General features: G+C 68.8%; 26 protein-coding genes and 1 riboswitch. Of the genes, 17 read left to right on the top strand and 9 right to left on the bottom strand.

The features are described 5' to 3' along the window. Positions 1-196: 196 nt before the first annotated feature. From AB0H78_RS29125 to AB0H78_RS29080, 10 genes are all read left to right on the top strand, one after another. Entirely contained in the window at positions 197-805 is a 609-nt protein-coding gene (locus tag AB0H78_RS29125; protein ID WP_363237614.1) for a CDP-alcohol phosphatidyltransferase family protein, read from the top strand. A gap of 114 nt (positions 806-919) precedes the next feature. Beyond that, positions 920-3,415: a mannose-1-phosphate guanyltransferase gene (locus AB0H78_RS29120; protein WP_363237613.1), complete on the top strand. Its 2,496-nt coding sequence runs from the start codon at positions 920-922 to the stop codon at positions 3,413-3,415. A gap of 97 nt (positions 3,416-3,512) precedes the next feature. After that, on the top strand, positions 3,513-4,421 hold the full coding sequence (locus tag AB0H78_RS29115) for a DUF881 domain-containing protein (RefSeq protein WP_363237612.1): 909 nt from the start codon (positions 3,513-3,515) through the stop codon (positions 4,419-4,421). Further along, complete coding sequence (locus AB0H78_RS29110) at positions 4,418-4,750, top strand: small basic family protein (RefSeq protein WP_031069011.1); 333 nt, start codon at positions 4,418-4,420, stop codon at positions 4,748-4,750. The genes AB0H78_RS29115 and AB0H78_RS29110 overlap by 4 nt, the downstream gene beginning before the upstream one ends. Positions 4,751-4,755: 5 nt before the next feature. Next, on the top strand, positions 4,756-5,532 hold the full coding sequence (locus tag AB0H78_RS29105) for a DUF881 domain-containing protein (RefSeq protein WP_363237611.1): 777 nt from the start codon (positions 4,756-4,758) through the stop codon (positions 5,530-5,532). A gap of 193 nt (positions 5,533-5,725) precedes the next feature. Next, complete coding sequence (locus tag AB0H78_RS29100) at positions 5,726-6,484, top strand: FHA domain-containing protein (protein WP_363237610.1); 759 nt, start codon at positions 5,726-5,728, stop codon at positions 6,482-6,484. Positions 6,485-6,501: 17 nt separating this feature from the next. Next, positions 6,502-7,227 (top strand): MerR family transcriptional regulator, encoded by a 726-nt coding sequence (locus AB0H78_RS29095; protein WP_363237609.1) that lies wholly within the window; start codon positions 6,502-6,504, stop codon positions 7,225-7,227. A gap of 53 nt (positions 7,228-7,280) precedes the next feature. Further along, positions 7,281-7,754 (top strand): bifunctional nuclease family protein, encoded by a 474-nt coding sequence (locus AB0H78_RS29090; protein ID WP_033327106.1) that lies wholly within the window; start codon positions 7,281-7,283, stop codon positions 7,752-7,754. Positions 7,755-7,921: 167 nt separating this feature from the next. Next, positions 7,922-8,488 carry a MerR family transcriptional regulator gene (locus tag AB0H78_RS29085; protein ID WP_363237608.1) on the top strand — a complete coding sequence of 189 codons (567 nt, stop codon included), beginning with the start codon at positions 7,922-7,924 and terminating at the stop codon, positions 8,486-8,488. A 57-nt stretch (positions 8,489-8,545) separates the two neighbouring features. Next, complete coding sequence (locus AB0H78_RS29080) at positions 8,546-9,985, top strand: DNA polymerase IV (protein WP_363237607.1); 1,440 nt, start codon at positions 8,546-8,548, stop codon at positions 9,983-9,985. On the opposite strand, the gene AB0H78_RS29075 is transcribed toward AB0H78_RS29080, so the two are convergent. Then, positions 9,910-10,278 (bottom strand): PRC-barrel domain-containing protein, encoded by a 369-nt coding sequence (locus tag AB0H78_RS29075; protein WP_363237606.1) that lies wholly within the window; start codon positions 10,276-10,278, stop codon positions 9,910-9,912. The two genes, AB0H78_RS29080 and AB0H78_RS29075, sit on opposite strands and share 76 nt — an antisense overlap. A gap of 114 nt (positions 10,279-10,392) precedes the next feature. Next, positions 10,393-10,492, top strand: a riboswitch (glycine riboswitch). A 187-nt stretch (positions 10,493-10,679) separates the two neighbouring features. On the opposite strand from AB0H78_RS29075, the gene gcvP reads away from it, so the two are divergent. Continuing rightward, the gene (gene gcvP, locus AB0H78_RS29070; protein WP_363237605.1) at positions 10,680-13,565 is read left to right on the top strand and encodes an aminomethyl-transferring glycine dehydrogenase; all 2,886 of its coding nucleotides are present in this window, start codon (positions 10,680-10,682) and stop codon (positions 13,563-13,565) included. 68 nt (positions 13,566-13,633) lie between these two features. Here the strand turns inward: gcvP and AB0H78_RS29065 are convergent, their stop codons facing one another. Together AB0H78_RS29065 and AB0H78_RS29060 are read right to left on the bottom strand one after the other, a co-directional pair. Beyond that, entirely contained in the window at positions 13,634-13,840 is a 207-nt protein-coding gene (locus AB0H78_RS29065) for a DUF5999 family protein (RefSeq protein WP_363237604.1), read from the bottom strand. Positions 13,841-14,096: 256 nt separating this feature from the next. Further along, entirely contained in the window at positions 14,097-14,681 is a 585-nt protein-coding gene (locus tag AB0H78_RS29060; protein ID WP_363237603.1) for a hypothetical protein, read from the bottom strand. Between the two features lie 477 nt (positions 14,682-15,158). On the opposite strand from AB0H78_RS29060, the gene AB0H78_RS29055 reads away from it, so the two are divergent. Further along, positions 15,159-16,667, top strand: a complete 1,509-nt coding sequence (locus AB0H78_RS29055; protein WP_363237602.1) for a glutamate--cysteine ligase — start codon at positions 15,159-15,161, stop codon at positions 16,665-16,667. Here the strand turns inward: AB0H78_RS29055 and AB0H78_RS29050 are convergent. Then, the gene (locus AB0H78_RS29050; protein ID WP_363237622.1) at positions 16,662-18,350 is read right to left on the bottom strand and encodes a substrate-binding and VWA domain-containing protein; all 1,689 of its coding nucleotides are present in this window, start codon (positions 18,348-18,350) and stop codon (positions 16,662-16,664) included. The two genes, AB0H78_RS29055 and AB0H78_RS29050, sit on opposite strands and share 6 nt — an antisense overlap. Before the next feature lie 218 nt (positions 18,351-18,568). On the opposite strand from AB0H78_RS29050, the gene AB0H78_RS29045 reads away from it, so the two are divergent. Next, positions 18,569-19,348, top strand: coding sequence for a type II CAAX endopeptidase family protein (locus AB0H78_RS29045; RefSeq protein WP_363237601.1), 780 nt, complete (start codon positions 18,569-18,571; stop codon positions 19,346-19,348). 61 nt (positions 19,349-19,409) lie between these two features. Here the strand turns inward: AB0H78_RS29045 and AB0H78_RS29040 are convergent, their stop codons facing one another. Further along, positions 19,410-20,219 carry a PhzF family phenazine biosynthesis protein gene (locus tag AB0H78_RS29040; protein ID WP_363237600.1) on the bottom strand — a complete coding sequence of 270 codons (810 nt, stop codon included), beginning with the start codon at positions 20,217-20,219 and terminating at the stop codon, positions 19,410-19,412. 141 nt (positions 20,220-20,360) lie between these two features. On the opposite strand from AB0H78_RS29040, the gene AB0H78_RS29035 reads away from it, so the two are divergent. Continuing rightward, positions 20,361-20,954, top strand: coding sequence for a PadR family transcriptional regulator (locus tag AB0H78_RS29035; RefSeq protein WP_363237599.1), 594 nt, complete (start codon positions 20,361-20,363; stop codon positions 20,952-20,954). Positions 20,955-21,034: 80 nt separating this feature from the next. Here AB0H78_RS29035 and AB0H78_RS29030 read toward each other — a convergent pair whose 3' ends face one another. Continuing rightward, complete coding sequence (locus AB0H78_RS29030) at positions 21,035-21,463, bottom strand: SRPBCC family protein (RefSeq protein ID WP_363237598.1); 429 nt, start codon at positions 21,461-21,463, stop codon at positions 21,035-21,037. A 78-nt stretch (positions 21,464-21,541) separates the two neighbouring features. Beyond that, positions 21,542-21,721: a hypothetical protein gene (locus AB0H78_RS29025; protein WP_363237623.1), complete on the bottom strand. Its 180-nt coding sequence runs from the start codon at positions 21,719-21,721 to the stop codon at positions 21,542-21,544. A 235-nt stretch (positions 21,722-21,956) separates the two neighbouring features. Here AB0H78_RS29025 and AB0H78_RS29020 point away from each other — a divergent pair, with 235 nt between their 5' ends. From AB0H78_RS29020 to AB0H78_RS29010, 3 genes are all read left to right on the top strand, one after another. Continuing rightward, the gene (locus tag AB0H78_RS29020) at positions 21,957-22,490 is read left to right on the top strand and encodes a Clp protease N-terminal domain-containing protein (protein WP_363237597.1); all 534 of its coding nucleotides are present in this window, start codon (positions 21,957-21,959) and stop codon (positions 22,488-22,490) included. Between the two features lie 37 nt (positions 22,491-22,527). Further along, a complete protein-coding gene (locus tag AB0H78_RS29015) occupies positions 22,528-23,514 on the top strand; it encodes an EamA family transporter (protein ID WP_363237596.1) in 987 nt (328 codons plus the stop codon). A 165-nt stretch (positions 23,515-23,679) separates the two neighbouring features. After that, positions 23,680-24,636 carry an EamA family transporter gene (locus AB0H78_RS29010; RefSeq protein ID WP_363237595.1) on the top strand — a complete coding sequence of 319 codons (957 nt, stop codon included), beginning with the start codon at positions 23,680-23,682 and terminating at the stop codon, positions 24,634-24,636. Here AB0H78_RS29010 and AB0H78_RS29005 read toward each other — a convergent pair. Both AB0H78_RS29005 and AB0H78_RS29000 read right to left on the bottom strand, forming a co-directional pair. Further along, a complete protein-coding gene (locus tag AB0H78_RS29005; protein ID WP_363237594.1) occupies positions 24,618-25,259 on the bottom strand; it encodes an FMN-binding negative transcriptional regulator in 642 nt (213 codons plus the stop codon). The genes AB0H78_RS29010 and AB0H78_RS29005 overlap by 19 nt on opposite strands. Beyond that, the gene (locus AB0H78_RS29000; protein ID WP_363237593.1) at positions 25,259-25,936 is read right to left on the bottom strand and encodes a pyridoxamine 5'-phosphate oxidase family protein; all 678 of its coding nucleotides are present in this window, start codon (positions 25,934-25,936) and stop codon (positions 25,259-25,261) included. Before AB0H78_RS29000 ends, AB0H78_RS29005 begins: the two co-directional genes overlap by 1 nt. Positions 25,937-25,938: the final 2 nt, after the last annotated feature.

The raw sequence follows: 25,938 nt of genomic DNA, 5'->3' as shown, positions 1-25,938 counted from the left end.
ACTGCAGGGGGGACCCTGTGGGAGAGTAGGACGCCGCCGAACTTATTTTATGGGGAACCCCCGCACCTTTGGTGCGGGGGTTTTCTGCGTTCCAGAGCAGTGCCGGCCCTTGAGGCAACCCCTGTGTACCTGCCAGCCGCGGCTGAGGGTAAGGTCAGGGGGCATCGTTGGCACATTCCTCACAGGAGGCCCCCGGGTGGAGGTCCAGGAGACCCGAGTTCAGACGAACCGGGTCCTCACCATCCCCAACATCCTCAGCATGGCCCGCCTTGTCGGCGTGCCCGTCTTCCTGTGGCTGATTCTCCGACCTGAGTTCGGCGGGCCCAAGAGCGACGGCTGGGCATTGCTCGTACTGATGCTCAGCGGCATCAGCGACTACCTTGACGGGAAGCTGGCCAGGCGGTGGAACCAGATCAGCAGCCTGGGGCGCCTTCTCGACCCCGCTGCGGATCGGCTCTACATTCTCTCCACGCTGGTCGGTCTGACCTGGCGCGACATCCTGCCGCTCTGGCTGACGGGCGCGCTATTGGCGCGTGAGCTGATGCTCCTGGTGATGGTGGGAATCCTTCGGAGGCACGGCTATCCGCCGCCGCAGGTGAACTTCCTGGGTAAGGCCGCTACCTTCAACTTGATGTATGCCTTCCCGTTGCTCCTGCTCAGCGACGGTCACGGATGGCTGGCGTCCCTGGGTGCGGTTTTCGGATGGGCGTTCGCTATTTGGGGTACAACTCTGTATTGGTGGGCAGGGATCCTCTACGTAGTACAGGTCCGCCGGATCGTCAGGGCGGACGCAGTAGCCGATTGAGCTCGTCGGTGCGGTGCCGTGCGGTGTTGCCGGTGTGCGCATGATGCCTGAGAGGCTCTTCAGGACGGGTGAGATCGGCTGAACCCGTCGTCTCTTTAGGAGGACGCTTCCGACATGAAAGCCGTCGTGATGGCTGGCGGCGAAGGCACTCGCCTTCGTCCAATGACCTCGAGCATGCCCAAGCCGCTCCTGCCGGTGGCCAATCGGCCGATCATGGAGCATGTGCTGCGTCTGCTCAAGCGGCATGGGCTCAACGAGACCGTCGTAACCGTGCAGTTCCTCGCCTCGCTCGTGAAGAACTACTTCGGCGACGGCGAAGAGCTCGGGATGGAGCTCACCTATGCCAATGAGGAGAAGCCACTCGGCACAGCCGGCAGCGTGAAGAATGCCGAGGAGGCGTTGAAGGACGATACTTTCCTCGTCATCTCCGGTGATGCACTCACTGATTTCGATCTGACCGATCTCATCAGTTTCCACAAGGAAAAGGGTGCGCTGGTCACGGTGTGCCTGACACGTGTGCCGAATCCATTGGAATTCGGTATCACCATCGTCGACGAAGAAGGCAAGGTCGAGCGCTTCCTGGAGAAGCCCACCTGGGGTCAGGTCTTCTCGGACACCGTGAATACGGGAATTTACGTCATGGAGCCCGAGGTCTTCGACTACGTCGAAGCCGATGCGTCCGTTGACTGGTCCGGCGATGTCTTTCCCCAGCTGATGAAGGAGGGTAAGCCGGTCTACGGCTATATCGCCGAGGGCTACTGGGAGGACGTCGGGACCCACGAGAGTTACGTGAAGGCCCAGGCGGACGTGCTCGAGGGCAAGGTCGACGTCGACATCGACGGCTTTGAGATCTCGCCGGGTGTCTGGGTCGCGGAGGGCGCGGAAGTGCACCCGGACGCGGTGCTCCGCGGACCGCTGTACATCGGGGACTACGCGAAGGTCGAGGCCGACGCGGAGATCCGTGAGCACACGGTCGTGGGGTCGAACGTCGTCGTGAAGAGCGGGGCCTTCCTGCACAAGGCAGTGGTCCACGACAATGTCTACATCGGTCAGCACTGCAATCTGCGCGGCTGCGTGATCGGCAAGAACACCGACATCATGCGCGCTGCGCGGATCGAGGACGGCGCGGTCATCGGCGACGAATGCCTCGTCGGTGAGGAATCGATTGTTCAGGGCAATGTCCGGGTCTACCCGTTCAAGACCATCGAAGCGGGCGCCTTCGTCAATACGTCCGTCATCTGGGAGTCCCGGGGGCAGGCACATCTGTTCGGCGCCCGTGGTGTCTCCGGGATCCTGAATGTGGAGATCACGCCCGAGCTTGCGGTACGGCTGGCCGGTGCTTATGCGACCACGCTGAAGAAGGGGTCCACCGTCACGACGGCGCGTGACCACTCGCGAGGCGCGCGTGCTTTGAAGCGGGCCGTGATCTCGGCACTGCAGGCGAGTGCGATCGACGTACGGGACCTGGAGAACGTGCCGCTGCCGGTCGCACGGCAGCAGACGGCGCGTGGCAGCGCCGGCGGGATCATGATCCGCACCTCTCCCGGTGTGCCCGACTCCGTGGACATCATGTTCTTCGACGAGCGGGGAGCGGATCTCTCGCAAGGCGGTCAGCGCAAACTGGACCGGGTGTACGCCCGCCAGGAGTACCGGCGCGCGTTCCCCGGGGAGATCGGCGATCTGCACTTCCCGTCCAGTGTCTTCGACTCGTACACCGGCTCCCTGCTCCGCGATGTGGACACCACAGGCATCGCCGAGGCAGGGCTGAAGGTGGTCGTGGACGCGTCCAACGGCAGCGCAGGGCTCGTACTGCCCAGCCTGCTGGGGCGCCTGGGTGTGGACGCACTGACCATCAATCCGGGTCTCGACGAGTCCAGGCCGACGGAGACGGCGGACACCCGTCGTTCAGGCCTCGTGAGACTTGGGGAGATCGTCGCCTCGGCGCGGGCCGCCTTCGGGGTGCGGTTCGACCCGGTGGGCGAGCGGCTGTCCCTGGTGGACGAGCGAGGGCGGATCGTGGAGGACGACCGGGCGCTGCTGGTGATGCTCGATCTCGTCGCTGCGGAGCGGCGCAGTGGGCGCGTGGCTCTTCCGGTCACCACCACCAGGATCGCCGAGCAGGTGGCGGCGTATCACGGCACACAGGTGGAGTGGACGACCACGTCGCCGGACGACCTGACCAGGGTGGGCCGTGAGGAGACGACGATCTTCGGTGGTGATGGGCGCGGCGGTTTCATCATTCCCGAGTTCAGCAGTGTCTTCGACGGTTCAGCCGCGTTCGTCAGGCTGATCGGTCTCGTGGCCCGTACGCAACTGACCCTGAGCCAGATCGATGCGCGGATTCCGCGCGCGCATGTGCTCCGGAGGGACCTTGCCACCCCGTGGGCGGTCAAGGGCCTGGTCATGCGCCGCGTGGTGGAAGCGGCTGCTGACCGGTCCGTGGACACGACCGACGGCGTACGGGTGGTGGAGACCGATGGTCGCTGGGTGATGGTGCTGCCGGATCCGGCAGAAGCCGTCACTCATCTGTGGGCCGAAGGTCCGGACGACGCTTCCGCCCAGGTGCTCCTCGACGAGTGGTCGGCGGTCGTGGACAGCGCAGGTCACTGAGGTGATGCCGGTGTGCCGGGCGGAGTAGCAGTACACCGCCCGGCACACCGGTGGGGCCATTCGGTACCTGATGCTCCGACGTGCGACGATGTGCGGCATGTCGCAGCAGCCCCCCATTCGGAGCACAGGCTCTCCGCCCGCACGCCCCGATGCGTCGATGTCGCTGCTGACCAATGTGATGGACCACAGCCTGGACGACGGGTATGCGGAGGCCACGGCCCGGCGGGCCGCCGAGGGCCGGGCAGGGATGCCTCGAACTCTGCGCGCGAAACTGGGACTTGCCGCCGGCCTGGTGATCGCCGCATTGGTCGTCACGGTGGGTGCGGCGCAGGCCAGGGTCACTGCCCCTGTGGTCGCGAAGGAACGCCAGGAGCTCATCGACCGGGTCGAGTCGGAGACCGAGGCTGCCGACAAGAAGCAGCAGAAGGTGGATGCCCTCCGTGACGAGGTGGGCGAGCGCCAGCGCAAGGCGCTGGAGCAGCACGGCGGCGACCAGGGGGAGTTGGTGGCGCTGCTCTCCGGGGCCACGGAGGTCCACGGGCCGGGTGTGAAGCTCGTCGTGGACGACGCCAAGGACACCGACCAGGGCGGCGGCGGGCCGCGCGAGAGCACCGGTTTCTCCGACACGGGTCGCGTACGGGACAGGGACATGCAGCGGGTCGTCAACGGTCTGTGGCAGTCCGGCGCCGAGGCGATCGCCATCAACGGGCAGCGTCTGACGGCGCTCTCGGCGATCCGGGCCGCAGGCGACGCCATACTGGTGGACAACAAGCCGCTCGTACCGCCGTACACGGTGCTCGCGGTGGGGGACGGGAAGCGGCTGAGTTCCGCGTTCCAGGCGAGTGCCGACGGCCAGTATCTGCACGTGCTGCAGGAGAACTACTCCATCCGCACCAGCATCTCCGACCAGGACGAGGTGCAGCTGCCTGCCGCCCCGAGCCTGATCGTACGTACCGCAAAACCAACGGCCGCCGCGTCGGCCAACACAGGGAAAGGCACATCGTGATCGCCGTACTGGGCCTCGTGGTGGGAGTCGTGGTCGGACTGTTTGTCCGGCCCGAGGTGCCGGCGGTGGTCGAGCCCTATCTGCCGATCGCCGTCGTGGCTGCCCTCGACGCGGTCTTCGGTGGACTGAGGGCCATGCTCGACGGCATCTTCGTCGACAAGGTCTTCGTCGTCTCCTTCCTCTCGAACGTGGTGGTCGCAGCTCTGATCGTGTTCCTGGGCGACAAGCTGGGCGTCGGCGCGCAGCTGTCCACGGGCGTCGTGGTCGTACTCGGCATCAGGATCTTCTCCAACGCCGCGGCCATCCGCCGGCACGTCTTCCGGGCTTGAGGCCGATGAGCAACGACGGGATTCCCGAAGAGGGCCGGGCCGACGAAGAGCGGACCGAACCGGTGCAGCGGACCGGTCGGCAGCGGCTGGCCGAGGGACTGTGGCCGCCGCGGATCACGCGTGCCCAACTCATCGTCGCGGTGCTGCTCTTCGTGCTCGGTCTCGGACTCGCCATTCAGGTCCGTTCCACGAGCGACAACAGCGCGCTGCGCGGTGCCCGCCAGGAGGACCTGGTGCGCATCCTCGACGAGCTCGACAACCGTACGCAGCGGCTCGAGGACGAGAAGCAGCGGCTGGAGGGCCAGCGGACCGAGCTGGAGAGCAGCTCGGACCAGGCGGAAGAGGCACGTAAGCAGACCCAGGAGAAGGCCCGGCAGCTCGGCATCCTGGCCGGCACGGTGGCGGCGCAGGGGCCAGGGATCACTCTGACGATCCAGGACCCGCACAAGGCGGTGCAGGCCGACATGCTTCTCGACACCATCCAGGAGCTGCGGGCCGCGGGCGCGGAGGCCATCCAGATCAATGACGTCAGGGTCGTGGGTGACACCTACTTCTCGGACGAGGGCGGCATCCGAGTGGACAGTCAGAAGATCAGCGCGCCGTACACCTTCAAGGTGATCGGGAAGCCGGAGGATCTGGAGCCCGCGCTCAACATCCCGGGCGGTGTCGTGCAGACTCTGGAGAAAGAGCAGGCCACCGCCACGGTGGCACGAGTTGAGAAGATCGTCGTGGATGCCTTGCGACCGGCGAAGCGGCCTGACTACGCTCGGTCGTCATCGTAGTGAGGCGGGGGCGCATGGGGGTCGTGGGACCAGGGCATGAGGTTGCGGGGGGTCGCCGCGCTTCAAGCGGGGTACGTGGTGGAAACTGTCGGGTGGATACGGACGTTGTGTGGATGTCCGGTTCGGCAGGTGTGTTCGTTCAGGGTTCGTCCTGCCCCACGGGCGGGTCTGTTTCGGTCAAGGGGAATCGCCCGTGAAGTTGTTTGCGAAGTTGTTCGGCAAGAGCGCACGCGAGGACAGTGGCAACGCCACCGCCCGGCACCGTGCTCCGCGTCATGGGCAGGGTGAGGAGCAGGCCGGGGAACGCCCGCTCTTCCGCGATGAGGTGGGCGGTCCCGGTGGTGACATTCCGGGCGCGTCGTCTGTTGACCCTGCCGGTCAAGGCCGCATAGGTTTTGGGGAACCATTGCAGGAGGAGTCCATGCCGGTTTGTACGAGGTGCGGGCATCGGAATGCCGAGGCCAGTCGGTTCTGCTCCAACTGTGGCGCTCCGCTGCGGGCAGGGGCAACGCCCGAGCGGCCTTCCGAGACGACGTCGACCATCTCCATTTCTGGTCTTGAGGCGTACGAGGCGGAGGCGACCGGTCAGACGGCCAGCCCCTCGCTCTCGCCCGAGGCTCAGGCCGCTGTCGACGCGCTTCCGCTCGGCTCGGGGCTTCTGGTGGTGCGCCGAGGTCCGAATTCGGGCAGCCGCTTCCTGCTGGACGGCGAGCTGACCACGGCCGGCCGTCATCCGCAGAGCGACATCTTCCTCGACGACGTCACGGTTTCGCGTCGCCATGTGGAGTTCCGTCGCGGTGTCGACGGTGGCTTCACCGTGGCGGACGTCGGCAGCCTCAACGGCACCTATGTGAACCGTGAGCGCATCGACTCCGTTGCACTGGCGAACGGCGACGAAGTTCAGATTGGCAAGTACCGGCTGGTCTTCTACGCGAGCCAGCGGGGCGTGTGACCCCCCAGGGAAGGTCCATGCTGCAATCAACGACGGGCGGTGCCGGCGACGGCACCGCCCCTGCGGGCGGCCGTGCTGTGAGCATCGGAACCGTCCTGAACATACTGCGCGAAGAGTTTCCCGAAGTGACGATCTCCAAGATCCGCTTCCTGGAGGCCGAGGGACTCGTCGAACCGCAGCGCACCCCGTCCGGCTATCGCAAATTCAGCACGGGCGACGTCGAGCGGCTTGCCCAGGTGCTGCGGATGCAGCGGGACCACTATCTGCCGCTGCGGGTCATCCGCGACCACCTCGACGCGCTGGAGCGCGGTGAGCAGGTCCAGCTGCCGTCCCAGGACGCGGCACACGAGGAGGCCGGGGCCGAGCGGGCCACGGCTGCCCGGATCGGGCGGGACGTGCTGCTTGCCGCTGCCGAGGTCAGCGTGGAGGAGCTCGATGAGTGGGAGTCGTACGGCCTGATCGCGCCCGTGGCCGAGGGTGGTTACGACGCGGAGGCCGTGAACGTGGCGCGACTTCTGGCGGATCTGGGGCGGTTCGGTCTTGAACCCCGACATCTGCGCGCGATGAAAGCCGCCGCCGACCGTGAGGCCGGACTGGTGGAGCAGGTGGTCGGACCGCTGCGCCGCCACCGCAATCCGCAGACCAGAGCCCATGCCGAGACGACGGCGAGAGAGCTCGCCATGCTCTCCGTGCGGCTCCATGCGGCACTCGTGCAGACGGCTCTCGGCGTCCGGTTGAGTTGAGTATGGAGGAGCCCGACTACCCAAACGTGCCGGGCACGTCCTAGGGTTGCTGTGTGAACGAGCTCGACGTTGTGGGTGTCCGGGTGGAAATGCCCTCCAACCAGCCGATCGTTCTCCTGCGTGAAGTGGGAGGCGATCGATACCTCCCTATCTGGATCGGACCAGGGGAGGCGACCGCGATCGCCTTCGCCCAGCAGGGGATGGCGCCCGCGAGGCCGCTGACGCATGATCTCTTCAAGGATGTTCTGGAAGCGGTCGGCCAGGAGCTGACCGAGGTCCGCATCACTGATCTGCGTGACGGCGTCTTCTACGCGGAGCTGGTCTTCGCCAGCGGGGTCGAGGTGAGCGCGCGGCCGTCCGACGCCATAGCGCTCGCGCTGCGCACCGGTACGCCGATCTACGGCAGTGACGGGGTGCTGGACGACGCGGGAATCGCGATTCCTGACGAGCAGGAGGACGAGGTCGAGAAGTTCCGGGAGTTCCTCGACCAGATCTCGCCGGAGGACTTCGGGACCAACAGCCAGTGACGTTCCGGCCGGGTGCCCCCAGGACATTCGAGTAGCCTTTCCCCGCAGAGGGGTGCGGGAAACCACTCTCAGGGTGATTATCACTCGGCGTGCCGAGTGTGGCGATCGTTGACGCACCCCGGGTGACTGCCTACCGTCGAGAAGGCAGGTCAAGGACGGAGGTCGTCGTGAGCAGCAGCGTTGACGGTACGGCGGCGGGCGGGCCGTATCCGCTTCACGGCGGGGCGGCCGAACAAGAGGCCGACACCGTCGGATACCGGGGACCGACCGCGTGTGCGGCGGCGGGCATCACCTATCGGCAGCTTGACTACTGGGCGCGTACGGGGCTCGTCGAGCCGAGTGTGCGGCCCGCTTACGGGTCGGGGACCCAGCGGCTCTACAGCTTCAGGGACGTCGTCGTTCTGAAGATCGTGAAGCGATTCCTCGACACCGGGGTCGCACTCCAGAGCATTCGCACCACGGTCCAGCATCTGCGGGAGCGTGGCTTCGTCGGTCTTGAGCGGATGACCTTGATGAGCGACGGAGCGACGGTGTACGAGTGCACCTCGCCCGACGAGGTCGTCAGCCTGCTCCAGGGCGGTCAGGGGATCTTCGGGATCGCTGTGGGTGTGGTGTGGCAGGACGTGGAGAGCGCCCTCTCGCAGCTGCACGGAGAGCGGATCGACACCGGCGAGACGCTGGTGGGGCAGAACCCCGCGGACGAGCTGGCCCGGCGGCGCAATCGCGCCGTGTGAGGTGGCGGGGCGCTTGCGGGGGCCGATTGTCAGTGGCGTAGGGCAGCATCGGTTGATGTGAGAGCCGCGCCCACCATCCTGCATCTGGACATGGATGCCTTCTTCGCCGCCGCAGAGCAGGCGTCGAAGCCGAGTCTGCGCGGGAAGCCGGTGGTGGTGGGTGGGCTGGGGCCGCGTGGAGTGGTCTCCACCGCCTCGTACGAGGCGCGGCGTTTCGGGGTGGGGTCGGCGATGCCGATGGCCCAGGCCCGGCGGCTCTGTCCGAACGCCGCGTATCTGGTGCCGCGCTTCTCGTTGTACCGCGATGTGAGCAACCAGGTGATGGAGCTCCTTGGGCGGCTGTCGCCGGTGATAGAGCCGCTCAGCCTGGACGAGGCCTTCGTGGACCTGGAGGCCGGAGAGGCCGCCGACGACTCGGACTCGGCGCGGGCGGTCGGTGAGCAGTTGCGGAGGGACATTCTGGCGGTCACGGGTCTCAGCGGGTCGGTGGGGCTCGCCGGGTCAAAGATGCTGGCGAAGATCGCTTCCGAACGGGCCAAGCCGAACGGTCTCGAGCTGATCGAACCGGGGACCGAGCGGGAGCTGCTGGCGCCGTTGACCGTGCGCACGCTGCCCGGTGTGGGGCCGGCCACCGAGGACCATCTGCGGCGGGCCGGGATGAGCGTCGTCGCCGATCTCGCGCGGGCGGGGGAGGACGAGCTCGTACGACTGCTGGGGAAGTCGCACGGGGCTTCGTTGTACCGGATGGCCGTCGGTCATGACGACCGGCCCGTCGTGGCCGAGCGGGACACCAAATCGGTGTCGGTGGAGGACACCTTCGATGTGGACCTGCACGACCGGGTGCGGGTCAGGACGGAAGTCGACCGGCTCGCCGGGCGGTGCGTGGAGCGGCTGCGGGCCGCCGGGCGCTCCGGGCGCACCGTCGTGCTCAAGGTGCGGCGGTACGACTTCTCGACGCTGACGCGGTCGGAGACGCTGCGCGGGCCCACGGACGATCCCACGGTGGTGCGTGAGGCCGCGGGGCGGCTGCTGGAGTCGGTGGACACCACGGGCGGTGTGCGGCTGCTGGGAGTGGGTGTCACGGGCCTGGCCGACTACACGCAGGAGGATCTTTTCGCGCAGGCCGCCAGCGAGCGGGCGGCGCTGGAGGAGGCCGCGGTGGAAACGGCGCCGCGGGTGGAAGGTGCGGCGCCGGTGGCGGAGGAGAGTGTGCCGCCGGCCGAGCGGCGCTGGCCGGCCGGTCATGACGTACACCATGCGGAGTTCGGGGCCGGATGGGTGCAGGGCAGCGGGGTGGGGCGGGTCACGGTCCGCTTCGAGGAGCCCTGGTCGGTCGTGCCGGGGCGGGTGCGTACCTTCCGGGTGGACGATCCCGGTCTTGAGCTGTCCGAACCGCTCCCGCTCGTACGGGCCGGGGACGGTCAGTCGTTGTCGCCCGCGAGCCGGCCGAAGTCCCGGTCCGGTGCGGGAGCGGGGGCCGAGACGTCCAGACCGTAGTGGTGGTAGAGCTGGAGCTCTTGTTCGGGGGAGAGGTGGCGGCCCACGCCGAAGTCCGGGGCGTCCTTGATCAGGGACCGCTCGAAAGGGACGTGGAGGGTGTCGTCGACGAGTTCGCTCGGTTCCAGCGGGACGAAGGCGTCCCGGCTGAAGAGGCCGGTGCGGACGGCTGCCCACTCGGGGACGCCGGTGGCGTCGTCCAGGTACACCTCGTCGACCGTGCCGATTTTTGTGCCATTGCGGTCGAATGCCTTGCGGCCGATCAGGCTGCGCGGATCGATGTCGGTCTGCACGGTCCCTCCAACTGGTCGCAACTGGTCTGTAAACACTACAAAAGTGCAGATCTGGGGTGCCGTCCACTCGAAGACCTGTCGGTCGGCCGCGCTGGTAGGCTGGCGCACGGCTGCTGACCCCGCGCGGGAGAGTCCTCCGACGGAGATCGTCTGGGGGCGCCGAAGGAGCAAATCCTCCCCGGAATCTCTCAGGCACACGTACCGCGTGGACGAGGTCACTCTGGAAAGCAGGGCGGGCGTCGGGCGGGCACGTACCGGATCCCTTCCTCACCGACGGTGAAAGCCGGTGCGCCTTGTGCGGGCCGGTGAAACTCTCAGGTTGAGATGACAGAGGGGGAGGCCGTTCGGGCACCCGCGCCGTGGTGCCCCTCGCAGGTCGCGTCGACCAGGAGGCCTCCGCCATGACCGCCAACCGCATTCCGCTCTCCCAGCTGGAGCGTGGCATCCCCTTCGAGCAGCGCCACATCGGGCCCGATGCCGGGGCGCAGGCGAAGATGCTCGCTCAGGTCGGCTACGGCTCGCTGGACGAGCTGACCGCCGCCGCGGTGCCCGAGGTGATCAAGAGCGCCGGGGCGCTGCAGCTGCCCGAGGCGCGGACCGAGGCCGAGGTACTCGCCGAGCTGCGTGTCCTCGCCGACCGCAACCAGGTTCTCGCCCCGATGATCGGGCTCGGTTACTACGGCACCTTCACGCCGCCGGTGATCCTGCGCAACGTCATGGAGAACCCGGCCTGGTACACCGCGTACACGCCCTACCAGCCGGAGATCTCGCAGGGCCGGCTGGAGGCGCTGCTCAACTTCCAGACCGTGGTCGCCGATCTGACCGGACTGCCGACGTCGGGCGCCTCGCTGCTCGACGAGGGCACCGCGGCCGCCGAGGCGATGTCTCTCGCCCGCCGGGTCGGCAAGGTCAAGAACGGTGTCTTCCTGATCGACGCGGATGCGCTGCCGCAGACCGTTGCCGTCATCCAGACGCGCGCCGAGCCGACCGGTGTCGAGGTCGTCGTCGCCGACCTGAGCGAGGGGATCCCCGCCGAGGCCGCCGAGCGCGGTGTATTCGGGGTGCTGCTGCAGTACCCGGGGGCCTCCGGCCGCGTACGGGACATCAAGCCCGTCATCGACCAGGCCCACGAGCTCGGTGCGATCGTCACGGTCGCCGCAGACCTGCTGGCGCTGACGCTGCTCACCTCACCGGGCGAGCTCGGCGCGGACATCGCGGTCGGCACCACGCAGCGGTTCGGGGTGCCGATGGGCTTCGGCGGTCCGCACGCCGGGTTCATGGCCGTGCGCGAGAAGTTCGCCCGCAGCCTGCCGGGGCGTCTCGTGGGTGTGTCCGTGGACGCGGACGGCAACAAGGCCTACCGGCTGGCTCTGCAGACCCGTGAGCAGCACATCCGCCGGGAGAAGGCCACCAGCAACATCTGCACCGCCCAGGTGCTTCTCGCCGTGATGGCCGGCATGTACGCCGTCTACCACGGCCCCGAGGGGCTGCGGGCGATCGCCCGGCGCACCCACCGCTACGCCGCGATCCTGGCCGAGGGGCTGCGGGCAGCGGGCGTCGAGGTCGTGCACGGCAGTTACTTCGACACCCTGACCGTACGGGCCGAGGGGCGGGCCACCGCGGTCGTCGCCGCCGCCCGTGAGCAGGGGGTCAACCTCCACCAGGTCGACGCCGACCATGTCTCCGTCGCCTGCGACGAGACCACCACGCGTGTACAACTCACCGCGGTCTGGCGCGCGTTCGGAGTCGAGGGCGATGTCGAAGCTCTTGACGCCCGGACCGCCGAGGCGATTCCCGACACGCTGTTGCGCGAGGACGAGGTGCTCACCCACCCGGTCTTCCACCAGCACCGCTCCGAGACCGCGATGCTGCGCTACCTGCGCAAGCTCGCCGACCGTGACTACGCGCTGGACCGGGGCATGATCCCGCTCGGCTCCTGCACCATGAAGCTGAACGCGACCACCGAGATGGAGCCTGTCACCTGGCCCGAGTTCGGGGCGATGCATCCCTTCGCGCCGGTCGACCAGGCCGCCGGGTACCTGACGCTCATCCGTGAGCTGGAGGATCAGCTCGCCGAGGTCACCGGGTACGACAAGGTCTCCCTGCAGCCCAACGCCGGTTCGCAGGGCGAGCTCGCGGGGCTGCTCGCCGTCCGTGCGTACCACCGGGCCAACGGCGACCTGCAGCGCACCGTCTGCCTCATCCCGTCCTCCGCGCACGGCACCAACGCCGCGAGCGCCGTGATGGCCGGGATGAAGGTCGTCGTGGTGAAGACCGCGGACGACGGCGAGGTCGATGTCGCGGACCTGCGCGCCAAGATCGAGCAGTACCGCGATGAGCTGTCGGTGCTGATGATCACCTACCCCTCGACCCACGGGGTGTTCGAGGCGCATGTCGCCGACATCTGCGCGGAGGTGCACGAGGCGGGCGGTCAGGTCTACGTCGACGGCGCCAACCTCAACGCACTGGTCGGTCTGGCCAAGCCGGGCAAGTTCGGTGGTGACGTCTCGCACCTGAACCTGCACAAGACCTTCTGCATCCCGCACGGCGGCGGCGGTCCTGGCGTCGGCCCGGTCGGGGTGCGCGCGCATCTCGCGCCGTATCTTCCGAACCACCCGCTCCAGCCGACCGCGGGTCCCGAGACGGGCGTCGGGCCGATCTCGGCCGCTCCCTGGGGATCCGCGGGGATCCTGCCGATCTCGTGGGCGTACGTACGTCTCATGGGCGGCGAGGGGCTGAAGCAGGCGACGCAGGTCGCGGTGCTCGCGGCCAACTACATCGCCAAGCGGCTCGAGCCGCACTACCCGGTGCTCTACACCGGCCCCAACGGGCTGGTCGCGCACGAGTGCATCGTCGACCTGCGGCCGCTGTCGAAGGCGACGGGTGTCAGCGTCGACGACATCGCCAAGCGCCTCATCGACTACGGCTTCCACGCGCCGACGATGTCGTTCCCGGTGGCCGGGACGCTGATGATCGAGCCCACCGAGAGCGAGAACCTCTACGAGCTCGACCGGTTCTGCGACACGATGATCGCCATCCGCGGCGAGATCGAGCGGGTCGCGTCGGGCGAGTGGCCGGTGGACGACAACCCGCTGAGCAATGCCCCGCACACCGCCGGTGCGCTCGGCGGCGAGTGGGACCACCCGTACAGCCGCGAGGAAGCGGTCTTCCCGGCGGGGGTCTCGGCCGCGGACAAGTACTGGCCGCCGGTGCGCCGGATCGACGGGGCGTTCGGGGACCGTAACCTCGTCTGCTCCTGCCCGCCGCTGGACAGCTACGACAACTGACGCACAGCAATGGGGCCGGTTCCGGGGATGTCACCCGGGCCGGCCCCTTCGTCGTACATGCACCGCTCCTAGGCGGCGGCCACCACCTGGCCCACACCCAGTGGCCGGTGCGGGGCGATGATCCGTCCGTCCGGCAGCAGCTCGCCGGTGTCCTCGAAGACGAGGACGCCGTTGCACAGCAGGCTCCAGCCCTGCTCCGGGTGGTGTGCCACGAGAAGCGCGGCCTCCCGGTCGGCGGAGGCGGCTGTCGGGCAGGGTGGCTGGTGCTGGCACATGGATGCGTTCTTTCGCTGCGTTGTAGTGAGTGCGGTGACTGTCCTGCGGCTCGAAGCTGTGTTCATGGCCGCCCCCCGTTTTCATCGGTCCGTTCCCAGTGTTGCCCCACGGACGTCAATCCGCAGGGATTTAGCGGCAGCACTTCCTACTACTCCATGACGCATCACCCGTGCGGACGGTTCAGCTCAACTGGACTGTCCCTTCGGGTGGTTCGGGGGGGCCGGTACGGGCTAGTCCGGATGGGTCGAAAGGGGGTCAGGCGCGGGTGGCCAGGAGCGGGGGCGCAAGGCGCAGCGTCATGACGGGCAGCAGGTCCGCGACTCGGTGCGGACGATGGGCGGCGATACCGGGCGGGGCCGGGGCCAGGGGGATCAGGAGGTCCGTCGGGGCGGGCATGGAGTCCGCGGGGTCGGCCTCGTGGGTGCCGTGCAGCCACAGGGTCAGCATGTACAGCTCAGGTATGGACAGCAGTCGCGGCTGGAAGTGCGCCTTCATCCCCTCGGCCTGGCGCAGAGCGCGCTCCGTGGAGGCGATGTAGGGGCCCTCGAAGAAATGGGAGAAGGTCCAGCCGTCCGCGGTGAGCATCGTGTCCGCCGCAGCCACGGCACGGTCGCCGCTGCGGATCAGGAAACGCCAGCCGGTGAGGCGGGTCCGGGGTGGCTGGCTGCCCGGCACGATCCGGTCCATCACATGGACGGGCAGGGGGAGTTCGGGGGTCAGGTGACCGAGGGCGGAGCGAAGGGCAGGGGTGCGGGCCTCACGTACTGCGGTGGGGGAACCGAGTGCCGCGAGGACGCTGCGCAGGGCGGGCGCGGGAGCGGGGGGTACATGCAGCGGCATGGTGGATCGCCTCTCACTTTTTCGGAGACACGGTGGCGCATGGGCGGTGCGGACGGCGATGTCAGCGTGCGGGGGCAGAGGGGGGCCGGGGGCACGGGCCGGGGCGCCAACTCTCTGTCTCGTTCGCGGAGTTTATACGACGCGTGTTCACACGATGTTTCATCTAGCGGGCGCCGGTATTGCGGGCAAGTCGGTATTCGGCCCGTATTCGGCAGGCATTTACCCTATTTGGCAGGGGTGCATCGCTCTGGGCTGCGAAGAGACCTCTGGAGCGGTCGGCCGGAACTCGTCGGCGTTTTTCACCACTACGAAACGAGCAGTAACCACCGCGTGTGCCATGCCGATGGAATGTGCCAGGGCAAGGTTACTCGTCGACTGGTACCCCGCGGGGCGTTATGGATCAGCCCGCCTGGGCATTATCGACCGTGACGCGAGCGGCCGTTGCCGCTGGCCGCCCACTCGAGGAGGGACGCCCCGATGGGGGAGAAGGTCGTGGCAGGCGGGTTCGACCTGTCCGATCGGCAGGCGTACCGGAGGAAGCTGCGACAGTGCCTCGAGGGGCTGGGGCGGCTGCTGGACGAGAGGAGGTTCGATCGCCCGAAGAATCTGATGGGGCTGGAGATCGAGCTGAATCTGGCCGGCTCCGACGGGATGCCGCGGATGATGAATGCGGAGGTCCTGGAGCGCATCGCCAGCCGGGATTTCCAGACCGAGCTCGGAATGTTCAATCTGGAAGTGAACATTGTTCCGCACCGGCTCGCCGGCCGGGTTTTTGATCAACTCGCGGAGGAGCTGCGCACCGGACTCGCGTACGCGCACCGAAAAGCGAACGAGGTCGACGCCGGGATCGTCATGATCGGAATTCTTCCGACGCTCGCCCAGCGCGATCTGGTGTCCGCCAATCTCTCCGACGTGGACCGGTACATGCTGCTCAACGACCGGATGGTGGCGGAGCGGGGTGAGGATTTCGTACTCGACATACAGGGTGTCGAACGGCTCACCTGCACCTCCGGGTCCATCACTCCGGAAGCCGCCTGCACTTCCGTGCAGTTGCACCTCCAGGTCACCCCGGGCCGTTTCGCCGATGTGTGGAACGCCGCGCAGGCCATCGCCTCGGTGCAGGTGGCGGTCGGGGCCAACGCGCCCTTCCTGTTCGGCCGTGAGCTGTGGCGTGAGTCGAGGCCTCCGCTCTTCCAGCAGGCCACCGACGTCCGGCCGCCCGAACTGCAGGCCCAGGGGGTGAGGCCGCGGACCTGGTTCGGGGAGCGCTGGGTCGACTCGGCGTACGACCTCTTCGAGGAGAACCTCCGGTACTTCCCGCCGCTGCTGCCGATCTGCGACGAGGAGGAGCCGCTGCGCGTGCTCGACGACGGAGGCATACCGCGGCTGCAGGAACTGGTGCTGCACAACGGCACGGTCTACCGCTGGAACCGGCCCGTCTACGGCATCGCCGACGGTGTCCCGCATCTGCGGGTGGAGAACCGGGTGCTGCCCGCCGGCCCCACCGTCACCGATGTCATGGCGAACGCGGCCTTCTACTACGGCCTGGTGCGGGCACTCGCCGAGGATGCGCGCCCGGTGTGGCGGCGTATGCCGTTCGAGGCGGCCGACCGGAACTTCGAGGCGGCGTGCCGGTACGGCATCGACGCCGAGCTGGAGTGGGTGCGCCCGGGGAGGTCCGGCGGGATCGCGAAGGTGCCCGCGGTGAAGCTCGTACGCGATGAACTGCTGCCCCTGGCGGCCGCGGGCCTCGATGCCTGGGGGATCGAGCCGGCCGACCGCGACCACTATCTGGGCGTGATCGAGGAGCGGTGCAGGCGTCGGGTCAACGGGGCGTCCTGGCAGGTCGATACGTACCACCGCGCGCTGGAGGCCGGACTCGAGCGGGAGGCCGCGCTGGCCGCCACCACCCGGCGCTATGCCGAGCTGATGCATCAGGGGGAGCCGGTGCACACCTGGCCGGTGGGGTTCCCCGGCCCGTCATGAGGCCTTGGCGCTGGCGGCCGCGATCACCGCTTTGAGGAGTACGGCGTGGATGTCCGCCGGGTCGCTGACCTGGTAGCCGGCGCCGCCGGTGGCCTCGGCGACCTGCTCGACCTCCGTCTTGTCGGTGTCGGGGCCGACCGCGATCATGATCAGCGGGACGGGGCGGTGGATGTCGGTGAGCTGCTTGAGCTTGGTGATCAGACCGGACCGGGAAATGCCGTGGTCGTCCTCGTTGACTCCGTCGGTGAGAACCACCACGGCGTTGAACTTGCCGCTCACGTACGTCGCCTGCGCGTCCTTGACCGCGGCCAGCGTCGTGTCGTACAGACCCGTCGCACCGTCCGGAACGGGCGCCAGCCCCGAGATCGAGGCGGAGAGCCGGTCGCGCTGGGTGCCGCCGCCCTTCGCCGGGTCGCCGAGGCGGACCGTCTCCATGCGCTTGCGGTAGTCGAGACTGCCGTCGAGCCGGGTGGCGAAGTCCCACAGGCCGATCTCGTCCTCCGGCGTGAACTGGGCGAGTGCCTGCAGGAGTGAGGCCTTGGTGACGTCCATCCGGGTCTGGGAGCCGCGGCCCGGCACCAGGGTGGCCATGGAGCCGGACGCGTCGACCACTGTGGTCAGCCGGGCGCTCTGGACCGTGATCGTCCACATGCCGAGCGTCTCTTCGAGTTCCTGATCGGTCAGCGCCTGGGGCGGTTCTTTGCCGTACGGCTGCGGTGCGAGACCGCCCGCCGTCTTCACGTCGCTGTCGCGGGCGGGCTGGTCGGGTGTTCTGAATCCGTGCTGGGCGATGACGCCACGGGCTGAGTCCTCGCCCAGGAGCGACATGAAGCGCAGGGCCGCGCGGCTCTGGTCCGTGGAATGTGCGCCCTCGTTGACCAGCGTGTACGGGTAGTCCAGTTGCGGGGTGCCGTCCTTGGCATAGAACAGGTCGAGATGCTGGGCGTCGGCGGACGAGGTGTTGTGGGCGAAGGCCGCCTGCTCGGAGAGGACCAGGGCCTGATTGCGGCGCGGATTGCCCTTCTCCGCACCGGAGTCGTCGCGGGCCAGGGTCTCCAGGACCTGGGTGTCGCCGTCGGATATGCGCTGCGAGAGCACCTTTGCCGAGGCCGCCACCTGGGTCGCGCTCTCCGGGCCGTTGCCCGCGGAGCGGCTGATGCTGTTGAGCGCGAGCAGACCGGAGGCGCTCCTGGCCGGGTCGGCCGCACCCAGATGGATCTTGTCCGACTGCATGGCGGCTCCCGCCAACTCCGCCCAGGTGTAGGTCTTCCGGGGCCAGCCCAGTGCCTTGGCCGCCGAGGGCACCATGGCCAGCGTGACCGGGGACGCGGCGACGCTGCCCGACGGGCTGAGCGGGACGCTCTTGCCGGTGGCCTCGGCCCGCTGCACCCAGAGCTGGGAGTCGGGGAGCCAGATCTCGAACCCGGGCTTGGCGGAGGTGGTGCTGAGGGCGTCGGCGACCTTGTAGGAGTCGCGGGACGTGACGGTGATGTCCATGCACTCGCCGTCGGTGGTGATCTTGTCCTCGCGTACGCGGTCGGCGACCTCGCGTATGGCGGGTGCGATGTCCGGGGAGGCCACGAGACGCAGCTTCACGGCGGAGTCGGAACAGGAGGTGGAGAAGCCGAGCAGGCCGCCCTGGGCCGCCAGCGCGGTACCGGTCGCCACGCACAGGACGAGCATGGTGGCGATGGCCACCGTCCTGCGCCGGACCGGCGGGCGGACCCGGGTTCCCTCCGGCGCGAACTCATCGGGCAAGCTGTGACGTCCCACGGTGGTGCCCTTCCCACGGCCTGTCGTGTGCGATCTTCGTACCTGCCTCCGAGACCCTAGCGGGACGGTGGTGTGGATGAGACGTGAACGGTCAACTGGAGGCAGGTGTGCAGGCGGAGGCGGGACGAGTGGCTGATTCTCTTCCCACAGAGGGGATCTCGCGAAGGATTCTCCGGTCCGAAACGGTGCTGGTGCTGGCGCTGTCGCTCGGCGCGAGCGGAGTTTCGGCGCTGATCAGCTTTGTCGGTTCGCTGACGAAGCCCGGGGATCTGAAGCATCAGGCCGCGACCTTGAACGGTTCGTACGCTCCGGGGCGGCCATGGCTGGATCTCGCCTGGCAGCTCTTCGGCATCACCACCGCGCTGGTGCCGGTCGCGCTGGTGGCGCATCTGCTGCTGCGCGAGGGGTCCGGGCTGCGCGCGATCGGGTTCGACCGGACCAGGCCGTGGCCCGACCTGGGGCGCGGGACGCTGATCGCCGCGGGCATCGGCAGCGTGGGGCTCGCCTTCTATCTGGCGGCGCGGGCCGCGGGGGGCAACCTGACCGTGGTGCCGGAGTCCTTGCCCGACGTGTGGTGGAAGTTCCCGGTGCTGATCCTCTCGGCGGTGCAGAACGCCGTGCTGGAAGAAGTGATCGTCGTCGGGTATCTGCTGCGCAGACTGGGGCAGTTGGGGTGGTCGCCGATGGCCGCCCTGGTGGCGAGCTCGGTGCTGCGCGGCTCGTACCACCTGTACCAGGGGGTGGGCGGCTTCATCGGCAACATGGCGATGGGCGTGGTGTTCGTACTGCTCTACCGCCGCTGGGGACGGGTCGGACCGCTGGTGGTCGCGCACTCGCTGCTCGACATCGGGGCCTTCGTCGGATACGCGTTGCTGGCGGGCAAGGTGGGGTGGCTGCCGACGGTCTAGGCGCATGCGCAGGGGACGTACGGATATTTCCGTACGTCCCCTGAGGTGTTCTCGGGGTTGCTCAGGCGAGCAGTTCGCCGTCGATCACCGTGACCGCGGATCCGGTCAGCAGGGTGCGGTCGCCGCGCAGTCGTGTCGTGACGAGGCCGGAGCGGGCCGAGGCCTGGAGGCCGGTCAGCTCGTCGCGGCCCAGGCGTGCCGACCAGAAGGGGGCCAGTGCGGTGTGGGCGCTGCCGGTCACCGGGTCCTCGTCGATGCCGACGCGGGGGAAGAAGCCGCGCGAGACGAAGTCGTAGCCGAGGGAGGGGTCTTCGGCGGCCGCGGTGGCGATGATGCCGCGGCGGGAGTGCGCCACCAGGGCCGGGAAGTCGGGTGTGAGGGCGCGTACGGCCTTCTCGTCCGCGAGCTCGACCAGCAGGTCCCCGATGTGGTCCGAGGTGTCGTGGACCGAGACGATCCCGGCGCCCAGCGCCTCGGCGATGCCGGCAGGTGCCTCGACCGGGGTGAGCGAGGAGGTCGGGAAGTCGAGGGTGGTGGTTCCGTCCTCGTGCGCTGTCGCGGTCAGGATGCCGCAGCGGGCTGCGAAACGGACCGTGCCGGTCGCCGCGCCCGTGGTGTGCAGGACGTGGGCCGTGGCGAGCGTGGCGTGGCCGCACATGTCGACCTCGGTGGCCGGGGTGAACCAGCGCAGCGCCCAGTCGGCCTCGCCGCCGGCGGGCAGCGGGTGGGCGAAGGCGGTCTCCGCGTGGTTCACCTCCCTGGCGACGTTCTGCAGCCAGGCGTCGTCCGGGAAGGCGTCGAGGAGCAGGACCCCGGCCGGGTTGCCGGCGAAGGGGCGATCGGTGAAGGCGTCGACGATTCGAATCCGCATGTCCTCGACGGTAGCGGCGGCCTGAAGCCGCAGGCCAAGGCCAATCTCGGTGCGCTGGCCTCTTCGAGTGTTGCCAAACGAACTGTTCCGATATATCGTTGACGCATCGCGACAGATCAACGATGGAAGGAAGTGTTTGCGATGCGTTCCCATTCACATGGAAATTGCGGTCCCGGCCATCAGGGTCGGGGCGACTTCGAGGGGCGCCGTGGCGCCTTCGGCCCGTTCGGGCCGCCGTTCGGCGGGCCCTTCGGACCTGGAGGGCGTGGTGGCGGCCGGGGCGGTCCCAGGGGGAGGGCGCGGCGCGGAGACGTGCGTGCCTCGATCCTGGCTCTGCTCAAGGACCGGCCCATGCACGGTTACGAGATGATCCAGGAGATCGGTGAGCGGAGCGGCGGCGCCTGGCGTCCCAGCCCCGGATCGGTCTACCCGACGCTCCAGCTGCTCGAGGACGAAGGTCTGATCACCAGTGAGAGCGAGGGCGGCAAGAAGCTGTTCACGCTCACCGACGCCGGTGGCACCGCGGCAGCCGAGGGGCCCGAGGCTCCTTGGGAAGAGGCCGGGCGCGGCGTCGACTGGGAGACGATGAACGAGATCCGCCAGGCCGGCTTCGGTCTGATGGAGGCGTTCGGGCAGGTCTGGAAGACCGGTACCCCGGATCAGCGCCAGAAGGCGCTCTCGGTCATCAACGACTCCCGTAAGAAGCTGTATCTGATCCTGGCCGACGAGGACTGATTCTTTCCCCGTCCGCCCCAACACCGCGGCGCCCCACGGACATCCGTGGGGCGCCGCAGTGCGTGGTGTGTGCGGGTCGCTCAGGCGACCAGGGTGTTGAACTTGCGGAGCGACTCGTTGAGCGCGGCCGTCGCCGAGTCCTTGAGCTTGCCCGCCATCAGTGCCACCGCGGCGCCGGTGAACTCGCTGTCGATGCGGAGTGTGGTGGCGTCCCCGTCGGGGATCAGCGTGTAGCGCTGGCTGAGGGCCACCGCCATCGGGCCCTTGCCGCGGATGACGAGCACCCGGCCGGACTCCAACTCCTCTATGGTCCAGTTCACTTCGGCGGGGAAGCCCATGAGCTTCATGTTCTCCTGGTACACGGTCCCGACTTCGAGCACTTCGGGACCGCCCTTGGGGAAGTCGGTGTGTGTCATGTTCCACTCGCCGTACGAGCCGAAGTCGGTCAGCTGCGACCAGACCTTCTCGGCCGGTGCCTCAAAACGTGCCTGCGCGCTGACTTCGGCCATGCGACCACCCCTTCTCGACGGGTTGTGATGTCGCGCAAAGTAGCTGGTCGGAGCGGAACATTCAATACTGATGAACTGTCAGATCTGCCAGATCTCCGCGGAGTCGAAGCAGTCGCTGGCACGCGGAGCGCGGTTCTCGTCGTGGCAGTGGAAGGCGGCCCAGAAGAGGTCGCCGTACAGCGCGTCCTGTGGTGCGTACACCCGGTACACGTACTGTCGTCCGTCCTTCGCGAGGAGGGCGACCATCCAGAGGGGCATCAGGCCTCCGTCTCGTGGTGGCCGGGGTGGTGGTGTTGTGGATGGGAGACGAGTGCGGGGCGGGCCGCGGTTGCGTCGGCGGCGCATCGCAAGGCGGCGCGCGCCCCCGGAGCGCTTTTCTGTCGTCTCATCCGCAAGGAGGAGGAGTCGGACGTACGTGCCCAACTTCTGTCGGATGCGGAAATGGGCCCCGGCGGGGATGGACCGGGCTTCGGCGCCTGATGAGGTGGGAGATGTGCAAAGTTCTGTCCGGCCGGAGGATCAGCCCGCCACGCCCCGTGCCGAGATCGAGTCCAGACTCACGGTGGAGCTGGCGACGGTGGTCGCGGGTGCGCGCCGGCGCGCGCTGCGCGACGGAGACCGTCAGATCGACACCGCCCATCTCCTGCATTCGGTGATCGAGACGGATCCCGAGGCGCGCTCCGCCTTCGACGGAGGTCCTCAGCTGGCCAAGGTGCTGGGCTATCTCGTACAGCGCTCCATCGGGTACGGACTGAGGTGGCAGGGCTCGGTGGAGGACTCCGGGGCGCTGCCCGTCGTGCGCGAGGCGGGGGTGGCCGGCTGGTCGCCCTGTGCGGTCACGGCCATGGAGTATGCGCTGGCGAGGGCGGGTGAGCGCGGCGATCCGCGGGCATCGGGGCGCGATCTGCTGGCCGCACTCGCAGCGGACCGCGGCTGCCGGGCGGTCGAGGTGCTGATGCACGCGGGGGTGGACGTGGAGGTGCTGGCGGACCGGCTCGGCCAGGAGCCGTCTCGACAGGTGTCATAGGGATGACGCTCATGACGCGAGCTGTCATGATGTGCCGATGCACGCTCAGGGGAGGAGCGCCGGCCTGGGTCTTGCCCTGCTGTCGGCCCTCGCATTCGGTGGATCTGGAGTCGCGGCCAAGCCGCTGATCGAAGCGGGGCTCGACCCGCTGCACGTGGTGTGGCTGAGGGTGGCCGGTGCCGCGCTCGTCATGCTGCCCGTGGCCTGGCGCCACCGGGATCTCGTACTGCGCAGGCCCGTCCTGCTCCTGGGATTCGGACTGCTCGCCGTTGCCGGCGTACAGGCCTGCTACTTCGCCGCGATCTCGCGGATCCCGGTCGGTGTCGCGCTGCTCGTCGAGTACCTCGCCCCGGCGCTGGTTCTCGGATGGGTGCGGTTCGTACAGCGCAGGCCCGTGACACGGGCCGCCGCGGTGGGTGTGGTGCTTGCCGTCGGTGGGCTCGCCTGTGTGGTCGAGGTGTGGTCGGGGCTCAGTTTCGACGTGGTGGGACTGCTGCTCGCCCTGGGCGCTGCCTGCTGTCAGGTGGGGTACTTCGTCCTGTCGGACCAGGGGGGCGACGGGGAGGATGCCGCCGACCCGCTCGGTGTCATCGCGTACGGACTGATCGTCGGCGCCGTCCTGTTGACGATCGTGGCCCGGCCCTGGGGCATGGACTGGCAGGTGCTCGGCGGGGACGCCGTCATGAACGGTTCCTCGGTGCCGGCCTGGCTGCTGCTCGGGTGGATCGTGCTGATCGCCACTGTCATCGCGTACGTCACAGGGGTCGTCTCCGTGCGCATGCTCTCGCCTCAGGTGGCGGGCGTCGTCGCCTGCCTGGAGGCGGTCATCGCGACCGTGCTGGCCTGGGTGCTGCTCGGGGAGCATCTGTCCGCGCCGCAGATCATCGGCGGGGGAGTGGTGCTGTTCGGCGCCTTCATCGCCCAGTCGTCCACGCCCAAGGCGCCCCCGTCGTCCTCGGGGCCTGTCGCGGGCGGATCCGGCGACGGGACAACGGTGTTGCAGGTCGGAAGCGCCGCCGCCTAGGGTGACGACCATGCTTTTGACCGTACTTCCGCCTCCTGCCGCATAGCGCGGGCGGCCGCAGTTCCTGATGGAGACCCGGCCCGGGGAGTTCCCGGGAAGGTCTTCGCTGCCCGCGCACAGAGCTGAGCCACCCACTCGTTTCTGTTGTGTGCGGAGAGAAGTCACGTGTCGAACACTGCTGTTGGGCTGCCCGTCGGGCGCAGCCTCGTCTTTCTGATCATCGCCGGTGCCGCCTGGGGCACCGCGGGGGCCGCTGCCTCGCTGCTCTACCGGGCGAGCGATCTCGGGCCCGTCGCCCTCACCTTCTGGCGGTGCGCCGGCGGGCTCGCGGTGATGCTGGCCGTACGGGTGGTGCGTCGTCCGCGTACGGCCGTGGGCCCCGCCGAGCCGCGCCGTCGCAAGGCGCTGCGGATCGCCGTCACGGGAGGCTCCTTCACCGTCTTCCAGGTCGCCTATTTCGCCGCGGTGCAGGACACCGGGCTCGCGGTCGCCACCGTGGTCACGCTGGGCGCCGGGCCCGTACTCATCGCCGTCGGGGCGCGGTTGACCATGGGGGAGCGGCTGGGCGGTGGCGGGATCGGCGCCGTGGCAGGGGCGCTCGGCGGGCTGGCGGTGCTGGTCCTGGGGAGCGGCGGCGGGTCCGTACGGCCCGTCGGTGTCGGCTGGGCGCTGCTGTCCGCGGCCGGGTACGCGGGGATGACGCTGCTGACGCGCCGGCTCGGGCGTGCGGGCGGCGGCGGTGATCCCCTCGCCACCACTACCTGGTCGTTCGCGGTCGGCACGGTGTGTCTGCTGCCGCTCGCCGCGTCCGAGGGACTGATGCCGCACACCGCCGACACCGCGCAGGTGGTCTGGCTACTGGTGTACGTCGCAGTGATCCCGACCGCCCTCGCCTACGCGCTCTACTTCGCGGGCGCCGCCGTGGTCCGGGCCGCGACCGTATCGGTGATCATGCTCCTCGAGCCGGTCAGCGCGGCCGTCATCGCGGTCACGGTGCTGGGCGAGCAGCTCACCGCGGCCACCGTGGTGGGCACGCTGCTGCTGCTCGCCTCGGTCACCGGACTCGCCTGCGGAGAGCTGCGGGCGGCGTCCGCCGCGCGCCGTCAGGCCGTACTGGTCTGACGGCGGCGCAGCTGGTGGGCGCGTGCGGCCTCGTCCAGGGGGCCGCCGCGCTCGGCCAGGCCGTCCGCGATCTGCTCCTGGACGTCCAGGGGTTTGTGGCTCGCGTACTTGAACTTGGCCCGTACATCGGTCACTTGCAGGCGCAGGCCGCGGATGCCGGAGAGCATGCGCCCGTACGGGGCCTCGCCGACGGCTGCGGCCGCCGAGCCGCCCTCCGGCTGGAAGTGGGCCATCTGCCGGTTCAGCAGTGCCGCCTTCTCCTGCGGATCGTCCACCAGGTGGGCGGTGCACCGCAGTTGGACGGCCGCGTAGAAGCTGGTGGGCACGCCGTGTTCGGACGGTGTGCCCGCCGGTGCCTGCCAGGGGCCGGGGACGAAGGCGTAGTCGTCCACGACGCTCAGCAGGACCTGGGGGCTCGCCAGCAGGGCGGGCCAGATCGGGTTCGGGCGGGCCAGATGCGTGAGGATCTCGCCGTGCTCGTCGTCGTACACGAAATGCATGGGCTGGACGGACGGAGGCTCGCCGGGCAGTCCGTTGACCGCGAGCTGGCCGAAGTCGTGGGCGGCGAGCCACTGTTGCCACTCGCCGTCCTCGCTCGGCGCGTCCCAGGGGTGGATGAGCATCAGAGGGCCCTGAGGTAGTCGGGGAGTGTGACGGCCGGGTCGAGGTCGTCGGCGGGGAGCGGCTCGCCGTAGCCGTGGTGGAGCGGGACGACGCCGGTCCAGTGCGGGAGGGAGAGGTCCTCGGGCTCGTCGTTCGGGGGGCCGGTGCGGACCTTGGCCGAGACCTCACCGAGCTCCAGGCGGAGCACGGCGGTCGCGGCGCGTTCCTTGGCGTTGGCCGGGCGGGAGTCGCGGGAGCGGCCGGGGACGACGTTGTCGACGAGCGCGTCGAGTGCCGTCGCGCGCTCCTGGGGGTCGGTGACCTGGTGGGCGGTGCCGTGGACCATCACCGAGCGGTAGTTGAGGGAGTGGTGGAAGGCGGACCGGGCCAGGACCAGGCCGTCGACGTGGGTGACCGTGAGGCAGACGGCCAGGCCGGGGTCGGCCTGGCCCGCCATGCGCAGGGGGCGCGATCCGGTCGAGCCGTGGACGTAGAGGCGTTCGCCGATCCGTCCGTAGAGCGTCGGGAGGACCACGGGGGCGCCGTCGCGGACGAAGCCGAGGTGGCAGACGTAGCCCTCGTCGAGTATCGAGTGCACCAGGTCGCGGTCGTAGGAGGCTCGTTCCCGGGAGCGGGTGGGGATGGTGCGCTCGGTCGGCTCGTAGGGGACTGCGGGCTCCGGCATTGCGCTCTCCATTG

This window comes from Streptomyces sp. NPDC050738 (assembly GCF_040654175.1).
In the GTDB taxonomy this organism is placed as follows: domain Bacteria; phylum Actinomycetota; class Actinomycetes; order Streptomycetales; family Streptomycetaceae; genus Streptomyces.
The sequence above is the reverse complement of the archived record's forward strand: the minus strand, read 5'-3'. Positions and strand labels throughout refer to the sequence as shown.